Origin of the sequence: Streptococcus infantis, assembly GCF_047465185.1 — a bacterium.
Taxonomy (GTDB): Bacteria; Bacillota; Bacilli; order Lactobacillales; family Streptococcaceae; genus Streptococcus; species Streptococcus infantis_O.
Genome location: NZ_JASHAJ010000004.1, coordinates 39378 through 53789, shown reverse-complemented (window position 1 = coordinate 53789; position 14412 = coordinate 39378). Strand labels below are relative to the sequence as shown.

The 14412-nt window shown below is 39.6% G+C and carries 15 protein-coding genes; 8 read left to right on the top strand and 7 right to left on the bottom strand.

Features of this window, described 5'->3' with window-relative positions:
* Positions 1-8: 8 nt before the first annotated feature.
* The 3 genes from QM382_RS08200 to QM382_RS08190 form a co-directional block, all read right to left on the bottom strand.
* Positions 9-434 (bottom strand): hypothetical protein, encoded by a 426-nt coding sequence (locus QM382_RS08200; protein ID WP_247922278.1) that lies wholly within the window; start codon positions 432-434, stop codon positions 9-11.
* A gap of 41 nt (positions 435-475) precedes the next feature.
* Positions 476-1972, bottom strand: a complete 1497-nt coding sequence (locus tag QM382_RS08195; protein WP_414272971.1) for a gliding motility protein — start codon at positions 1970-1972, stop codon at positions 476-478.
* A gap of 351 nt (positions 1973-2323) precedes the next feature.
* Positions 2324-3490: a CynX/NimT family MFS transporter gene (locus QM382_RS08190; protein ID WP_414272970.1), complete on the bottom strand. Its 1167-nt coding sequence runs from the start codon at positions 3488-3490 to the stop codon at positions 2324-2326.
* A gap of 218 nt (positions 3491-3708) precedes the next feature.
* Between QM382_RS08190 and QM382_RS08185 the strand changes: the two genes are divergently transcribed.
* The 4 genes from QM382_RS08185 (at position 3709) to QM382_RS08170 (ending at position 7600) form a co-directional block, all read left to right on the top strand.
* Positions 3709-4539 (top strand): glycosyltransferase, encoded by an 831-nt coding sequence (locus QM382_RS08185; RefSeq protein WP_414272969.1) that lies wholly within the window; start codon positions 3709-3711, stop codon positions 4537-4539.
* Positions 4540-4617: 78 nt separating this feature from the next.
* Positions 4618-6468: a polysaccharide biosynthesis protein gene (locus QM382_RS08180; protein ID WP_414272968.1), complete on the top strand. Its 1851-nt coding sequence runs from the start codon at positions 4618-4620 to the stop codon at positions 6466-6468.
* A 159-nt stretch (positions 6469-6627) separates the two neighbouring features.
* Complete coding sequence (locus QM382_RS08175) at positions 6628-6984, top strand: DUF805 domain-containing protein (RefSeq protein WP_049494425.1); 357 nt, start codon at positions 6628-6630, stop codon at positions 6982-6984.
* A gap of 151 nt (positions 6985-7135) precedes the next feature.
* Entirely contained in the window at positions 7136-7600 is a 465-nt protein-coding gene (locus QM382_RS08170; RefSeq protein ID WP_247922272.1) for a DUF805 domain-containing protein, read from the top strand.
* Positions 7601-7708: 108 nt separating this feature from the next.
* On the opposite strand, the gene QM382_RS08165 is transcribed toward QM382_RS08170, so the two are convergent.
* The 3 genes from QM382_RS08165 to sdaAB are packed head-to-tail and all read right to left on the bottom strand — an operon-like array spanning position 7709 to position 9914.
* Positions 7709-8338: an HAD hydrolase-like protein gene (locus QM382_RS08165; RefSeq protein ID WP_247922271.1), complete on the bottom strand. Its 630-nt coding sequence runs from the start codon at positions 8336-8338 to the stop codon at positions 7709-7711.
* A gap of 23 nt (positions 8339-8361) precedes the next feature.
* Positions 8362-9234 carry an L-serine ammonia-lyase, iron-sulfur-dependent, subunit alpha gene (sdaAA, locus tag QM382_RS08160; RefSeq protein ID WP_414272967.1) on the bottom strand — a complete coding sequence of 291 codons (873 nt, stop codon included), beginning with the start codon at positions 9232-9234 and terminating at the stop codon, positions 8362-8364.
* Positions 9235-9242: 8 nt separating this feature from the next.
* Positions 9243-9914, bottom strand: a complete 672-nt coding sequence (gene sdaAB / locus QM382_RS08155; RefSeq protein ID WP_004251057.1) for an L-serine ammonia-lyase, iron-sulfur-dependent subunit beta — start codon at positions 9912-9914, stop codon at positions 9243-9245.
* 240 nt (positions 9915-10154) lie between these two features.
* On the opposite strand from sdaAB, the gene QM382_RS08150 reads away from it, so the two are divergent.
* A complete protein-coding gene (locus QM382_RS08150; RefSeq protein ID WP_414272966.1) occupies positions 10155-10799 on the top strand; it encodes a LysM peptidoglycan-binding domain-containing protein in 645 nt (214 codons plus the stop codon).
* 158 nt (positions 10800-10957) lie between these two features.
* On the opposite strand, the gene QM382_RS08145 is transcribed toward QM382_RS08150, so the two are convergent.
* Positions 10958-11749: a hypothetical protein gene (locus QM382_RS08145; protein WP_414272965.1), complete on the bottom strand. Its 792-nt coding sequence runs from the start codon at positions 11747-11749 to the stop codon at positions 10958-10960.
* 306 nt (positions 11750-12055) lie between these two features.
* Here QM382_RS08145 and mnmA point away from each other — a divergent pair, with 306 nt between their 5' ends.
* From mnmA to QM382_RS08130, 3 genes are all read left to right on the top strand, one after another.
* Positions 12056-13177 carry a tRNA 2-thiouridine(34) synthase MnmA gene (gene mnmA, locus QM382_RS08140; RefSeq protein ID WP_414272964.1) on the top strand — a complete coding sequence of 374 codons (1122 nt, stop codon included), beginning with the start codon at positions 12056-12058 and terminating at the stop codon, positions 13175-13177.
* Between the two features lie 19 nt (positions 13178-13196).
* Complete coding sequence (locus QM382_RS08135) at positions 13197-13811, top strand: MarC family protein (protein WP_002894248.1); 615 nt, start codon at positions 13197-13199, stop codon at positions 13809-13811.
* A gap of 144 nt (positions 13812-13955) precedes the next feature.
* Complete coding sequence (locus tag QM382_RS08130; protein ID WP_254727286.1) at positions 13956-14411, top strand: NUDIX hydrolase; 456 nt, start codon at positions 13956-13958, stop codon at positions 14409-14411.
* Position 14412: the final 1 nt, after the last annotated feature.

The window sequence follows — 14412 nt, the reverse complement described above, 5'->3', positions numbered from 1 at the left end:
GGCAATGCTTATCTGTAATCCTCATCATAAATGGGCGGAAGATAAAAATACTTGTCTTCAATCTTGATTTTGGCACAGAGGATGCCGTTTTGATAGACATATCCGTTAAATGGAGGATAGCTATCCAAGTTTTTTAGGATATTCTCAGGCAAAGAACTAAAATTGTAATCCCTCAGAGCCCCAGAACCAATCAATCTTTCAGTCCGATAAGCCTTGATTTCTTTTTCATATTTTTTGAGAAATTCTTCTCGTTTGCTTTCAAAGAGAGCCAAATCTTCGTCATCTAACTCGTAATAGCGTTCGTAACCAGCAATCCAAGAAATATAAACACACAGTAAAGATTTTTCTATCTCTGGAGAGTAGCCAATTGTAAAGTAATTTTCTTTGTCGACCTGCCGATTTTCTACTGTGATAGTCTGTATAAAGTTAGTCATGATAATCTCCGTTTTAAGAATGAACTAGAAAGGCTTCTCATTTAAAAATCTTTTAGCTCATCAAAGATTTCTATAAATTTTTCTTTGTCCATCCCTAAATCTTCAGGTAGTAAATCTAAGATCTCGATCAGGGCATCATAGATATCCTCTCTCTCGATTGTTTCAATAAAACAGTTACGCTTGTCCATTTTATTGAAACCTTGAGTATACTCTCTTATGAGGACTTCTATGTGTTTCATAGTGTCCTCGTTGGGGTTTTCTAGAAGCTTTATAACACTTGCTCTAGTCTTTCTATATAGAGAGGCTGCTTTTTCTGCGTTTGCGGTTGAAATATTTTCTTGTCCATCCCATGAGCGAAATGGATTGTCTAGGTTTTGGGCTAGCCATTCAGCTTTTCTCGGTTTTGTTATCCAAAGATTCAGTCCCTTGTCCTGCTGTTTTTTATAATATTTTTTGGCTACTTTAGCGGCCTCTTCTGGTAAGCTGCTCATCCAAAACATACTTAATCGAGGTAAATCTTCTGGTTTGGGAATATCCTCCGCAGTAAAGCCAAACAAATCAACAGTGGAAAACATGACTAACTCTTTGAACTCTGATAATTTATGGAAATTGAGAATATGACCAGGTTTCCCCCACAATCTTAATTCCCTAAGTCTTGGATAGTTATTCAAGATTTGTGCAAAGTCTATTTCAAGGATGTTAGAACAATGGATGGCTCCTAAATCTTTTAATCCCAGTGCCTTAGGTAGAGAACTATCAAGTTGTAATCGTAAGCTGGCTCCATGGTCCTTTACAAGTATTTGACAATTGTCGCTCATGTCTCCTAATAAGACTAGCTCCTCCAAATCATCGTTTAGTCTAAGTTCCTCTACGCCTGTCAAATCAATGGAAAGCCGATGTATGGATGTCTTAGAAAAATCCAGTTTTGTTTGTCCATGATTATTAAGAACTAGTTCTGTAATAAAAGGAGTTGACTGCAAATACTCATATATATTTTTGTGCCATCTCGTTAATGCCAACTTAGATAAACAAGGAAAGACCTTTAATTCTAATGCGTCTTCAAAAGGCGTCCACTCGTCATTAATATTGTGTTTAGAAATACGGCACTCATTTCCTGCAAATGAAACTTTTTCCTTGCTTTTATCTGCTTTCTTAAATAAATCTCTTTTTTCTTTTGGTATTTCTTGCCATTTCAGTTGCCTGTAAATATCGTAACCATTTCCCCAAAACATAGCATAAGTATTGGTGCTTTCAGTTGTTAATGGTGTTGTATTACCAATAAAAATATAATGTGACGGTACATGAATATCAACATTACTAAGATGTAAGTCTCTTTCCCAGTACATAAAATCTATATAGAGTGGCTTCAAAGAAGATAGTTCTTCTTCTCTAAGAGGTTGTTCTCCTGACCAGTCTAATGACAGTAGGACAGCCTGCGACTTTTTCTCCCCCTCTTCGATCTTGGTTATCTGGCAAGCTATGTATTTTTTTAGATGGAAATTGTAAACACAATAGACGTCCCCTGCTTTTGCTAGCATACAAATTTCTCCTTATATGATTCGATGGTCCTTAGTTAATCAAGATTTTTTATCTAATCAAAATTTCTTAATGGTGTTAAAACAATTATAAATGTAGACGTTTATAATTTCTACTTTAGCATCGCATCAACTATCAATTCCCAAAGTAATAACCTTTAATGTACCCAAATAGTGCTACTCCTAATAAATTGTAACCGGAGTTTTCCTAGCTTTATTATACCATTTTTGCGCATAGTAAGAGTAGTATGCTTGGTAAATCTATACTTTGTAAAATGTTGTGAAGATCCAAAAAACCCAGACTCAGTCTGGCTTTCAAAGTGTGTTTATTTGTGGCAAATTCTAAAAACCTTTTTAGAGGATTTTATCCGATTTATCCACCATAAATAGGGAGATTGTCATGATGATATCAATAACTAGAAGAGCCAATACAGCTGGGATCCACGAATGGAAAAAGTTAAAACTATAACCAAAGAGAGTTGGACCGACAGCTGCCAAAATGTAGCCGCCGGTCTGGGCAAGTCCAGACAATTGGGCTGTCTTTTCAGGGGAGCTTGTTTTGATGGAGAAGCAAACCATGAGATAAGGGAAAAGAGCGCTACAGGCAGTACCAATCAAGAGATGCGCTACTAACCAGTAGAGGAAACTCTTGCTCGGGTATAAGAGCATGGCAATTCCAAGCAATCCAGCGATAGAGATGACTGTCAGCATGATTTGACGGTGACGATTGGACAAACGAGTCGTTAAACTTGGAATAGTCATCGAGAAGGGGATACTAGTTAGAGAAAAGATCGAAGCTAAAAGACCGGCATCTGTGTGAGATAAGCCAGCACTGATTGCCATGGTAGGTAACCAGGTCATACTGGTATAGAAGAGTAAGGACTGAAGTCCACCGAATCCAATAATAGCCCAAACTTCCTTGTTTTTTAAGATATTCTCTTTCTTTTGTTTTTTCTCACTTCCTTTTAGAAAATGATTGTTACGATGATTGGGGAGCCAGGCAACTAAAGTTAGTAGACAGGCCAAGGATAAACAGAGAATCAAGCCTTTCCAAGAGCTTGCTTGAGTAATGGGTACAGAGAGATAGGAAGCAAGAGCCGTTGTAATCCCCATAGAGGTTACATAGATGGTTGTCAGAAAGCCAATTTTTTGTGGGTGATTGGCCTGAATGGCGCTAGGAAGGAGCACGTTAAAGATCGCAATACTTGCTCCGATGAGTAAAGTCCCTAGATAGAGTAGAGGAAGATTAAAGATACGAATCACTGAACCGATGGTCAATACGATAAGACTATAGGTGAAAAGGTGCTCGAGTCCAATTTTTTGAGCCAAACGAGTAGCAAAAGAGGAGAAGAGGGCAAACATCAAGAGAGGGAGACTGGTCAAAACACCAAGTGAACTAACTTCCACGCCTAAACCTTGGGCAATATCTCCCAAAACAGTTGGCAAAGCTGTGAAAGGAGCCCTTAAGACCGCTCCGATTAAGATAATTCCTAGAATAAAAAAGAGTGATCGTTTTTTCATGTGAACCTCAATAAGCTGATTTTGATAACAGCTTATTTTAATTTTTTTCCCTAAAGATGTCAAGCTAACGTGAGGTAATCCTCGATTTTCCCAAAGGAAATCATAGAAAATAAGGACAATATATTTACTACTTTTTTTCTGGGATTCAAATAAAAATAGGAAAGTCTGAAAAATTGTGATAAAATAGTGAAAGAAAATCTATACATTGGAGAACTACTGTGTCTGAAAATCGTAAATTTAGCGTCCTGATGTCAGTCTATATTAAAGAAAATCCAGCCTTTCTAGAAGAGGCAGTAGAGAGTATCTTACATCAAACGCTCAAACCTAGCGAAGTGGTAATCGTCGAAGATGGTCCGCTGACACCTGAACTGTATCAAGTTTTGGAGAAATTGGAAGCACAGTCAAGTATTCCAATCAAACGTTGCCCACTTGAGCAAAATCGTGGCTTAGGTTTAGCGCTTCAGTACGGTGTCTTACAGTGCCAATATAACGTCATTGCTCGTATGGATACAGATGATATTGCTGTTGAAGACCGTTTCGAACAACAGTTCGAATTGATGGAAAAAGAAAACTTGGACCTGCTAGGTGGTCATATCGCAGAGTTTATCGACCAACCTGACGAGATTGTGTCTTACCGTCGTGTACCGACTAAGCATGAGGATATCATTGTCTACCAACGTATGAGAAGTGCCTTTAATCATATGACTGTTATGTTCAAAAAAGAAATGGTGCTAAAGGCTGGTAACTACGAGGACGGTCTTTATATGGAAGATGATCTTCTCTGGCTCAATATGATTAGTGCTGGAGCTCGAACTGGAAATGTGGATCAAATTCTATGTAAGGTGCGCGTGGGAGCGGGGATGTTTGAACGCCGTGGAGGTCTTCGCTACCTCAAACTCTATCGCCAAGCACGTCAAAGAATGTACGCTCGAGGACAGATTTCTTATGGCGAATATCTGAAAAGTGTTTTAATCCAAGTTGTCGTTGCCCTATGTCCAGGATTTGTGCGACAGTTTATATTTTTGAAACTTCTAAGAAAAAGCAAGTAATGTCTAGCTGATAGGATTTTAAAACTATATCTTATTACTGCTAGAAAATGTGATTCTGTATAGGAGGATACCATTCACATGAATAAAAAAATAACAGATTACGTAATTGATCTGGTTGAAGTATTAAATAAACAACAGAAACAAATATTTTGGGGATTTTTTGATATTGCCAGTATGGTCTTATCAATTATTGTTTCCTATATTCTATTTTATGGCTTGATTAATCCAGCCCCGGTAGACTATGTCATTTATACAGGTCTAACCTTCCTTTTCTACCAGCTTATGATTGGATTTTGGGGGCTGAATGCTAGTATTAGTAGATATAGCAAAATCACAGATTTTATGAAGATTTTCTTCGGAGTAACTATCAGTAGTATCTTATCTTATGTGATCTGCTATGCTTTCTTGCCACTCTTTTCTGTCCGCTTTATCGTACTCTTTATCCTATTAACTACCTTCTTGATTCTCCTTCCTCGTATCACCTGGCAGTTGATTTACTCAAGACGTAGAAAGGGAAATGGCGAAGGAGAACACCGTCGTACCTTCTTGATTGGTGCCGGTGATGGTGGCGCGCTCTTTATGGATAGCTACCAACATCCTACCAGTGACCTCGAATTGGTCGGAATTCTGGATAATGATGAAAAGAAAAAAGGACAAAAGCTTGGGAAAATCCCAGTTTTGGGTTCTTATGATGATCTACCAGAATTGGCTAAACGCTACAGAGTTGAAAAAGTTATCGTTGCGATTCCGTCTCTAGATCCATCTGAATATGAACGAATCCTGCAAATGTGTAACCATATCGGTGTAAAATGCTTTAAGATGCCGATGATTGAGTCAGTTGTGCAAGGTATCCAGCCTCAAGCAGGTGGTTTCCAGAAAATTGATATCACAGACCTGTTGGGACGTAAAGAGATTCAGCTTGATGAATCACGTCTGGGTTCTGAAATCACTGGCAAAACAATCTTGGTGACTGGAGCCGGAGGTTCGATTGGTTCAGAAATCTGCCGTCAAGTTAGTCGATTCAATCCTGAACGTGTCATTTTGCTCGGTCATGGAGAAAACTCTATTTATCTGATTTACCATGAATTGATTCGCAAGTTCCAGGAAATTGATTTTGTTCCTGTCATTGCTGATATTCAAGATTACGATCGTCTGCTTCAAGTTTTTGAACAGTACGAACCAGCGATTGTTTACCATGCTGCAGCCCATAAACATGTTCCGATGATGGAGCGCAATCCAAAAGAAGCCTTTAAGAATAACATCCTTGGAACTTATAATGTTGCTAAGGCAGTTGACGCTGCTCGAGTTCCAAAAATGGTCATGATTTCGACAGATAAGGCCGTTAATCCACCAAACGTAATGGGAGCAACTAAACGTGTGGCTGAGTTAATTGTTACAGGATTTAATCAACGTAGCCAATCTACCTACTGTGCGGTTCGTTTCGGTAACGTACTCGGTAGCCGTGGTAGTGTGATTCCTGTCTTTGAACGTCAGATTGCAGAGGGTGGACCTGTAACGGTGACAGACTTCCGAATGACTCGTTACTTTATGACCATTCCAGAAGCTAGTCGTTTGGTGATTCATGCGGGCGCTTATGCCAAGGATGGAGAAGTCTTTATCCTTGATATGGGGAAACCTGTGCGCATTTACGATTTGGCTAAGAAAATGGTTCTACTTAGTGGGCATACTGAAAATGAAATTCCAATCGTAGAAGTAGGTATTCGCCCAGGTGAAAAACTATACGAAGAGTTGCTTGTATCAACTGAACTAGTTGACAATCAAGTAATGGACAAAATCTTTGTCGGTAAGGTAAATGTGATGCCTCTTGAGATGATCAATCAGAAGATTGAAGAGTTCCGTACCTTGCAAGGTTCTGAATTGAAGAGAGCAATCATAGCTTTTGCTAATGAAACAACACACGTTGACTAAATATAGATGAGATATTATCTGTAACTTCTGTTTATGAGAAAGAGCGGATAGTATCTTTTTTTTCTAGATTTCGAGAGACTTTCAGAGTTTTTTGAACAAACTTGTTATTATTGAACAGATATGGTAAACTATAGTAAATAAAAAATTAGGGAGTAACTTATGATTAACGCTTATAAGAATTTTTTTAAAGGATATGTAGATTTTGCAGGTCGTTCAACACGTTCCGACTATTGGTGGGTTTGCCTTGGGAATTTTATTCTTTATATTCCTTTCTTCTTAACATACGGAAATGCTCTGGCTAACTCGCGAAACGAGGGTGCTCTTATAACTTTGGGCTTTATCGCTATTATTTATTTTATTTTTGGCCTAGCACTTTTCTTGCCGTCACTTGCTTTGATGGTACGTCGCCTTCGTGATGCTGGTTTCCACTGGGCATTGATCTTTATTTTATTCGTTCCACTAGGTAGTATTGTTCTTCTAGTACTTTTCGCTATGCCAACCAAGGAAACACTATAAGATTAACTATCTGAAGAATGCTACAAGGATGAAGAATTTTCAGTCTTGTCGAATAATTTGCTGACACTCCCAGGTCTTTTACTAGATTTGGGAGTGTTCTATAACTGTACAGTTTAGTATCTACTGATAAAATAAAAGTTGGGAGTATCATATGATTGACGCATATAAGAATTTTTTTAAGAATTATGCAGAGTTTACTGGGCGTTCGACGCGTCCAGATTTCTGGTGGGTTTGGCTAGGAAACCTCATCCTTTCTATTCCTTTCTGGATTATCTATTTCTACATTGTATATCTTAGTACTGTGATGGATTCAGTGAGCGATTCAGCCAGCGAGGCTATTTTCATGGTTTTTGGTTTAGTTGCTATTATTTATGCAGTTTTCTACCTAGCAATCTTAGTACCGACTTTGGCTTTATCAGTTCGCCGTTTGCGTGATGCCGGATTCCACTGGGCCTTTATCTTCCTTCGCTTTGCCCCAATGGGAGGGCTAGCTCTTTTGATTCTTTTCGCTATGCCGACAAAAGAAACTGAAGTGGTAAACTATAGTGAATCTCAAGCAGTCAAAAATGAAGAAGCCATCGAAGATACACCGTTCGAAGAATCAGATAAGAACTAAGAGATTCTTGTTTTACGGTTGAATCTGTTTTGGACTTCTTGTATTTTATTATCAACAAGTTAAAAAACACTCCAATTTAATTGGAGTGTTTTTTGTTTAGGGTTTCAATTATAGTTGACGTAAAATGTCTGCTGGTTGATGTGCGACCCAGTCAGGATGGTAGCTCATCAACTCTTCCTCTTCACCAAATCCCCAAGTAACCGCTAGTTTTTTAATGCCAGTTTCTTGGGCGCCAATCATATCAAATTTAGTATCTCCGATAAGGACCACTTTTTCTGGATCCAATTTATGAGTTGTCAAAGCTTGATGAATGACATCTGCCTTATGCACCGCTTGAGGACTTGAACCATAGATGCCGTCAAAGAAGTGATCGATTTCAAAATTAGCTGTCATATGGACTGCTGTCGGAGTATTTTTTGTTGTCGTGATATAGAGAGGATATTGTTGAGCTAGTTCAGTGAGTAGTTCCTTGATTTGTGGGAAGAGCTGAGCTTCGTAGACTCCTTTTTCCTTATAGTAGGAACGATAAAGCTGGATAGCTAGCTCAATCTGCTCAGTTGGTAAGCAACTAGCGAAACTAGTTTCCAAAGGTGGTCCCATAAAACCACGGATGGTTTTTGCATCTGGACTAGGGACTCCCAGTTGTTCAAAAGTATAGGTGAAACCATTGTGAATACCGATAGAGCTGTCCACAAGGGTTCCATCTAGATCAAAAAAGATGGCTGATAAGGATGACATTGATTCTCCTAGTAATCTTGAAATTATTCGCCGAAGATTTCTTTTTGAAGGCGACGGCCTGTTGGTGTGGCTGCGAGACCACCTTCAGCAGTTTCACGAAAGGCAGTTGGAAGGCTAGAGCCCACTTGGTACATGGCATCAATCACTTCATCAACTGGGATTTTTGATTCGATACCAGCTAGAGCCATATCAGCTGCGATGAAGGCGAAGCTTGCTCCCATGGCGTTCCGCTTAACACATGGGACTTCAACTAAACCTGCAACGGGATCGCAGATAAGACCGAGCATATTTTTGATAACGAATGCGATAGCCTGGCTAGCTTGATAAGGAGTTCCACCTGCAGCTAGAGTTAGAGCAGCAGCGCTCATGGCAGAGGCAGATCCAACTTCGGCTTGACAGCCTCCTTCGGCTCCCGAGATAGAAGCGTTATTAGCAATGACGAGCCCAAAAGCACCTGCCGCAAAGAGGAAATCAAGCTGTTGTTCATGCGTTAAATCTAACTTTTGAATAGCAGATGTGAGAACTGCAGGAAGACAACCTGCGCTACCTGCGGTTGGTGTCGCACACACAAGGCCCATCTTGGCATTGTGCTCATTAACGGCAATGGCGTTACGGGCGGCAGACAAGACAGTGAAGTCTGATAAGGTCTTTCCTTTTTTGATGTAGTGGTCGAGCTTAGCTGCATCACCACCAGTCAGACCGCTACGAGATTTCTTTTCGCTGAGACCAAGATCGACGGAAGCTTTCATGACTTCGAGGTTACGTTCCATGAGGAGGAGAACTTCCTCACGCTCACGACCAGTTAGCTCATACTCAGTCCTAATCATGAGCTCAGCAACATTTCCTTGGAAGTCAAGTTCGGCTTGTTCGACTAATTCTTTGATAGAGTAAAACATATTTTCTCCTATTGAAAGAAATTGACATTGTGCAAATGAGGAATTTTCCGAATTTCTTCGATAGATTCTTCACAGTTGCGACTATCAACTTCAATAATCATGATTGCTTTCTCGCCGGCTTTTTCTCGAGTTACATTCATTTGAGCGATGTTGATGCCAAAGCGAGAAAGAGCTTCTGTCACATGAGCAATCATACCTGGAACATCCTGATGAACGATGATGATGGTAGGGGTGTTCATGTTGAGAGATACGGCAAAACCATTTAATTCTGTCACCTGGATATTTCCACCGCCGATTGAAATTCCTGTTACGCTGATAGTCTTACGATCGTTCTTAACAGTGATTTTCGTAGTATTTGGGTGGGGAGCATTACTGTCCTTTTGGATGGTCCACACGATTTTAATGCCACGCTTGTGGGCAATTTCTAAACTATTTGGAATTTCAGGATCATCTGTATCCATTCCCAAAATACCAGCTACAAGGGCAAGGTCTGTCCCGTGTCCGCGATAAGTTTTTGCAAAAGAGTTAAAAAGCTGGAATTCAACCTCAGTTGGAGTATCATCAAAGATAGATGAAACGATTTTACCGATACGAACAGCTCCTGCCGTGTGACTACTAGATGGACCAATCATAACTGGACCAATGATATCAAAGACAGATTGAAAACGAAGTGATTGCATCTGTTTCCCCTTAAAAAGATTCTTAAACCTATTATATCAAAGATTAGATGTAAGTGCTTAATTACGTTCTGAAATATATAAAAAGATCAAAAAGCTTTAATAACAAGGGTTTTGTAACAAAAAGTGGCTTTTTTAAGTAAATAAATCACAGTTTTGTAACATTTCTACACAAATTCGTTAACAAATAGTAACATTAGAAAGGTATCATAGTAGTATAAGAAAAAAGGAGAACTTTTTTAAATGAAATTAAACATTAAGACTAAACTTGCAGGATTTGCAGTTGTACTTGCTTTCCTTGCACCATCACTTACTTTTGCACAAGAAACAAAAACTTATACAGTTAAACCAGGAGATACTCTTTCAGAAATTGCTGAAACTTACAACACAACAGTTGAAAAATTGGCTAAATTGAACAACATTAAAAACGTTGACCTCATCTATGTTGACCAAGTTTTAGTTATTGAAGGAGAAGCTCCAGTAGTAGCGGCGACTCCTGCAACGACAACTCCTGCACCATCTGCAAATACTGAAGCTCCGGTTTCAACACCAGCCCCAGCGACTGCAGAAGAAACTCCAGCAGTAGAAGAAACTTCTGCCCCAGCAGCTGCAACACCAGCCCCAGTAGCAGAAGAGAGCACAACACCAGCTGCGACTGTAAGCGGATCTGAAGCAGAAGCGAAAGAATGGATTGCTCAAAAAGAATCAGGTGGTAGCTACACAGCTACAAACGGACGCTACATCGGACGTTACCAATTGACAGATTCATACTTGAACGGTGACTATTCAGCAGAAAACCAAGAACGTGTAGCAGATGCTTACGTTTCAGGACGTTACGGTTCATGGACAGCTGCTAAGAACTTCTGGCTTAACAACGGTTGGTACTAAGAAATAAAAAAAGAGCCTTTCGAGGCTCTTTTTGTATGCCTTTTGATGAAAGACAATTTTTTAGAGATTAGTGATGGTAGATTCATTAATGCTGATGATGTTTACAGAATTTTTCACTCGAATTAGCAAGATGAACTGTTTGTATCGCGAACTTCAACCTAATCACTATGGCTATTAGACTCTGATTGAGAACCTGAAGAATCAGCTGTTTGACCTCCTGTATTAGCACCATTATCTCCTCCACTGCTAGCACTATCAGTTGAGTATTGGTCCGTTGCAGGTGCTTGAGAATTAGATATGCTTCCATTTGTTTCTGGATAACTTTGAATATAGCTACTATCTTCTGAACGGCTGGCTTCTAGTCCGGCATCTCTAGTAGTCGTTTCTGTTTGGGTAGTTTTTTCTTCTTCTTTTTTGGTCAAGATTTCAACTTGTTTTTGGAATTTAGAGATTAGTTCTTGAATTGGTTTTATCTTTTCTTCAAGAGCAGTTTGGTCGCTGGCAGAATTAATGTTTTTAATGATGTCTATTATTTTTTGCAAGGAAGTGATGGCTGTTTCAAGTGCTTGTTTATCTTGAAACTGGCTATCAGAATCCTTTATATCTAATTTCAAAGCTTTTTCACTATAGTGATTTGTGACTTTATCGGCTGTAGCAGTAAGAAAGTTTGCTAGTGTCTTTTTGCCTTCATCAGTAGTTGGTTTCAATTCTTGGATTTTTTTCCAATCCTCTATAATGGTTTCAGAATCGATATCGAAGTTTTTAATAGCATTTTTTACTTGTTCAACATCTTGATGATTCTTTTGATGGTTGACAAAAGCAATGTTTCCTCTCTCTGCTTGGATTTTTTCTTGATGAATGACCAAGCCTGTCAAAAGTCCAATACCTGCAATAAGTGTAATAATAAAAATAGTATTTTTTGATTTTAGAATATCTTTGTAGTTATTCACATTAGTCCTACGCACATGGATGATGGTGTATGTATGGAATCATGTGCGCATTCCTCCTTATTACAGTATATCATTTTTAGTTGATTTTAAAAAATAAGTTTATAAAGAGAATAGAAATTTAGGTATGAATTGATTTCTTTTGTATTCTTATCTTCATGTATTTACAGAAGAGGGTGATAGATTGTCAGCCTCTTTCTTGTCTTCTCTAACCAAGCATGTTATAATGAAAACTGCTCAAACGACCTTCAATCGTGATAGCAAACACGACCTTCAATCGTGAATAAACGAATAGATGGGAGAACTACCATGAGTGATAACTCTAAAACACGTGTTGTCGTGGGGATGAGTGGTGGTGTTGATTCGTCGGTGACGGCTCTTTTGCTTAAAGAGCAGGGCTACGATGTGATCGGTATCTTCATGAAGAACTGGGATGACACAGATGAAAACGGCGTCTGTACGGCGACCGAAGATTACAAGGACGTGGCTGCAGTGGCAGACCAGATTGGCATTCCCTACTACTCTGTAAACTTTGAAAAAGAGTACTGGGACCGCGTTTTTGAGTATTTCCTAGCGGAATACCGTGCAGGACGCACGCCAAATCCAGATGTTATGTGCAACAAGGAAATCAAGTTTAAGGCTTTTTTGGACTATGCCATGACCTTGGGGGCAGACTATGTGGCGACTGGTCACTATGCCCGTGTGGCGCGTGATGAGGATGGCATTGTTCACATGCTTCGTGGCGTGGACAATGGCAAAGACCAGACCTATTTTCTCAGCCAACTTTCACAAGAACAATTACAAAAAACCATGTTCCCACTGGGACATTTGGAAAAGCCTGAAGTTCGCAAACTAGCAGAAGAAGCAGGCCTTGCGACTGCTAAGAAGAAAGATTCAACAGGAATTTGCTTTATCGGAGAAAAGAACTTTAAAGAATTTCTCAGCAACTACCTACCAGCCCAACCTGGTCGTATGATGACTGTAGATGGTCGCGATATGGGTGAGCATGCAGGCCTTATGTATTATACGATTGGTCAGCGTGGAGGACTTGGTATCGGTGGTCAACACGGCGGTGACAATGCTCCTTGGTTTGTTGTCGGAAAAGATTTGAGCCAAAATATTCTCTATGTAGGCCAAGGCTTCTACCATGATTCGCTCATGTCAACAAGTTTACAAGCTAGTCAAGTCCACTTTACCCGTGACATGCCAGAGGAATTTACGCTTGAATGTACTGCTAAGTTCCGCTATCGTCAACCAGACTCGAAGGTGACTGTACATGTCAAAGGGGATCAGGCAGAGGTCATCTTTGCGGAGCCACAGCGCGCCATTACACCAGGACAGGCAGTTGTCTTTTATGATGGCGAAGAGTGTTTAGGTGGCGGTTTAATTGACAATGCCTACCGTGATGGCACGGTTTGTCAGTATGTCTAACTGGAGTTAAGTAAAAATGATGAGTTCTCAATTTTTTTATGCATTTATGGCATTTTTCGCTATAATGAACCCAATTTCAAATCTTCCTGCTTACATGGCTTTAGTAGCAGATGATAGTCAAAAAATTTCACGAAAAATTGCTTTTAGGAGTCTTTTAATTGCCTTTGTTATTGTAACTGTTTTTATCTTTTCAGGAGATTTCATTTTTAAAGTATTTGGAATTACAATTGTTTCTTTCAGAATTGCTGGTGGAATATTAGTGGCCGTTATCGGTTATCATATGATTAATGGTAATCATTCACCCAGCTATAAAGGAATGGAGCAGCAAGCAGTAAATTCAGATCCAATGTCTATTGCTATTTCTCCTCTTGCAATGCCACTTTTTGCGGGACCAGGTACAATTACAACTGCTTTAAGTCTGGCTAATGGAGGTTTGCAGAATCAACTGATAACCGTAGTTGCTTTTGCTCTACTATGTGTCATCACTTATCTCCTGTTAAGAAGTGCAAAACAAATTGCAGGCTTCTTGGGAGAAAATTTGATGAAAATTATAACGAAAATGATGGGACTTTTACTATTCTCGATAGGAATACAGATGATTATCGTCAGTGTGCAGACCTTGCTCAAACAGTGATTTGCATTGACAAAACGATTTGATTTGATAAAATAACTTTAACAATAGTCATGATGGTCAAAGCTCATGGATATTGCAGGCTTTTTGTTCTGCACTTCTTACGAGTTTTGACTGTTTTTGTGTCGTTTAAAGGAAAGGGCAAAAATGACTCAACAAGACTTTCGGACAAAGGTGGGAAACACTGTTTTTGGTGTTCGGGCAACAGCCTTGATTCTCCAAAATCATAAGCTCCTAGTCACCAAAGATAAGGACCAGTATTACACCATCGGCGGTGCTATTCAAGTCAACGAAAGAACGGAAGATGCGGTAGTCCGTGAGGTGAGGGAAGAACTGGGTGTCAAAGCTCAAGCTGGACAACTAGCTTTCGTGGTTGAAAATCGTTTTGAAGAAGACGGCGTCTATTATCACAACATCGAGTTTCATTATTTAGTGGAATTACTTGAGGATGCCCCATTGACCATGCAGGAGGACGAAAAAACGCAGCCCTGTGAGTGGATTGACTTGGACAAGCTTGTGGATATTCAGCTGGTTCCAGCCTTTTTAAAAACAGCCCTACCAGATTGGGACGGCCGACTAAGACACATTCATCTTGAGGAATAGG

What these genes read in the sequence shown, in the direction of transcription:
- QM382_RS08180 (WP_414272968.1), top strand. Translation starts at nt 4,618, where the DNA reads ATGAATAAAAAAATAACAGATTACGTAATTGATCTGGTTGAAGTATTA.
- QM382_RS08135 (WP_002894248.1), top strand. Translation starts at nt 13,197, where the DNA reads ATGAGTTCTCAATTTTTTTATGCATTTATGGCATTTTTCGCTATAATG.
- QM382_RS08195 (WP_414272971.1), bottom strand. Translation starts at nt 1,972, where the DNA reads ATGCTAGCAAAAGCAGGGGACGTCTATTGTGTTTACAATTTCCATCTA.
- QM382_RS08200 (WP_247922278.1), bottom strand. Translation starts at nt 434, where the DNA reads ATGACTAACTTTATACAGACTATCACAGTAGAAAATCGGCAGGTCGAC.
- QM382_RS08170 (WP_247922272.1), top strand. Translation starts at nt 7,136, where the DNA reads ATGATTGACGCATATAAGAATTTTTTTAAGAATTATGCAGAGTTTACT.
- QM382_RS08175 (WP_049494425.1), top strand. Translation starts at nt 6,628, where the DNA reads ATGATTAACGCTTATAAGAATTTTTTTAAAGGATATGTAGATTTTGCA.
- sdaAB (WP_004251057.1), bottom strand. Translation starts at nt 9,914, where the DNA reads ATGCAATCACTTCGTTTTCAATCTGTCTTTGATATCATTGGTCCAGTT.
- QM382_RS08165 (WP_247922271.1), bottom strand. Translation starts at nt 8,338, where the DNA reads ATGTCATCCTTATCAGCCATCTTTTTTGATCTAGATGGAACCCTTGTG.
- sdaAA (WP_414272967.1), bottom strand. Translation starts at nt 9,234, where the DNA reads ATGTTTTACTCTATCAAAGAATTAGTCGAACAAGCCGAACTTGACTTC.
- QM382_RS08130 (WP_254727286.1), top strand. Translation starts at nt 13,956, where the DNA reads ATGACTCAACAAGACTTTCGGACAAAGGTGGGAAACACTGTTTTTGGT.
- QM382_RS08190 (WP_414272970.1), bottom strand. Translation starts at nt 3,490, where the DNA reads ATGAAAAAACGATCACTCTTTTTTATTCTAGGAATTATCTTAATCGGA.
- mnmA (WP_414272964.1), top strand. Translation starts at nt 12,056, where the DNA reads ATGAGTGATAACTCTAAAACACGTGTTGTCGTGGGGATGAGTGGTGGT.
- QM382_RS08150 (WP_414272966.1), top strand. Translation starts at nt 10,155, where the DNA reads ATGAAATTAAACATTAAGACTAAACTTGCAGGATTTGCAGTTGTACTT.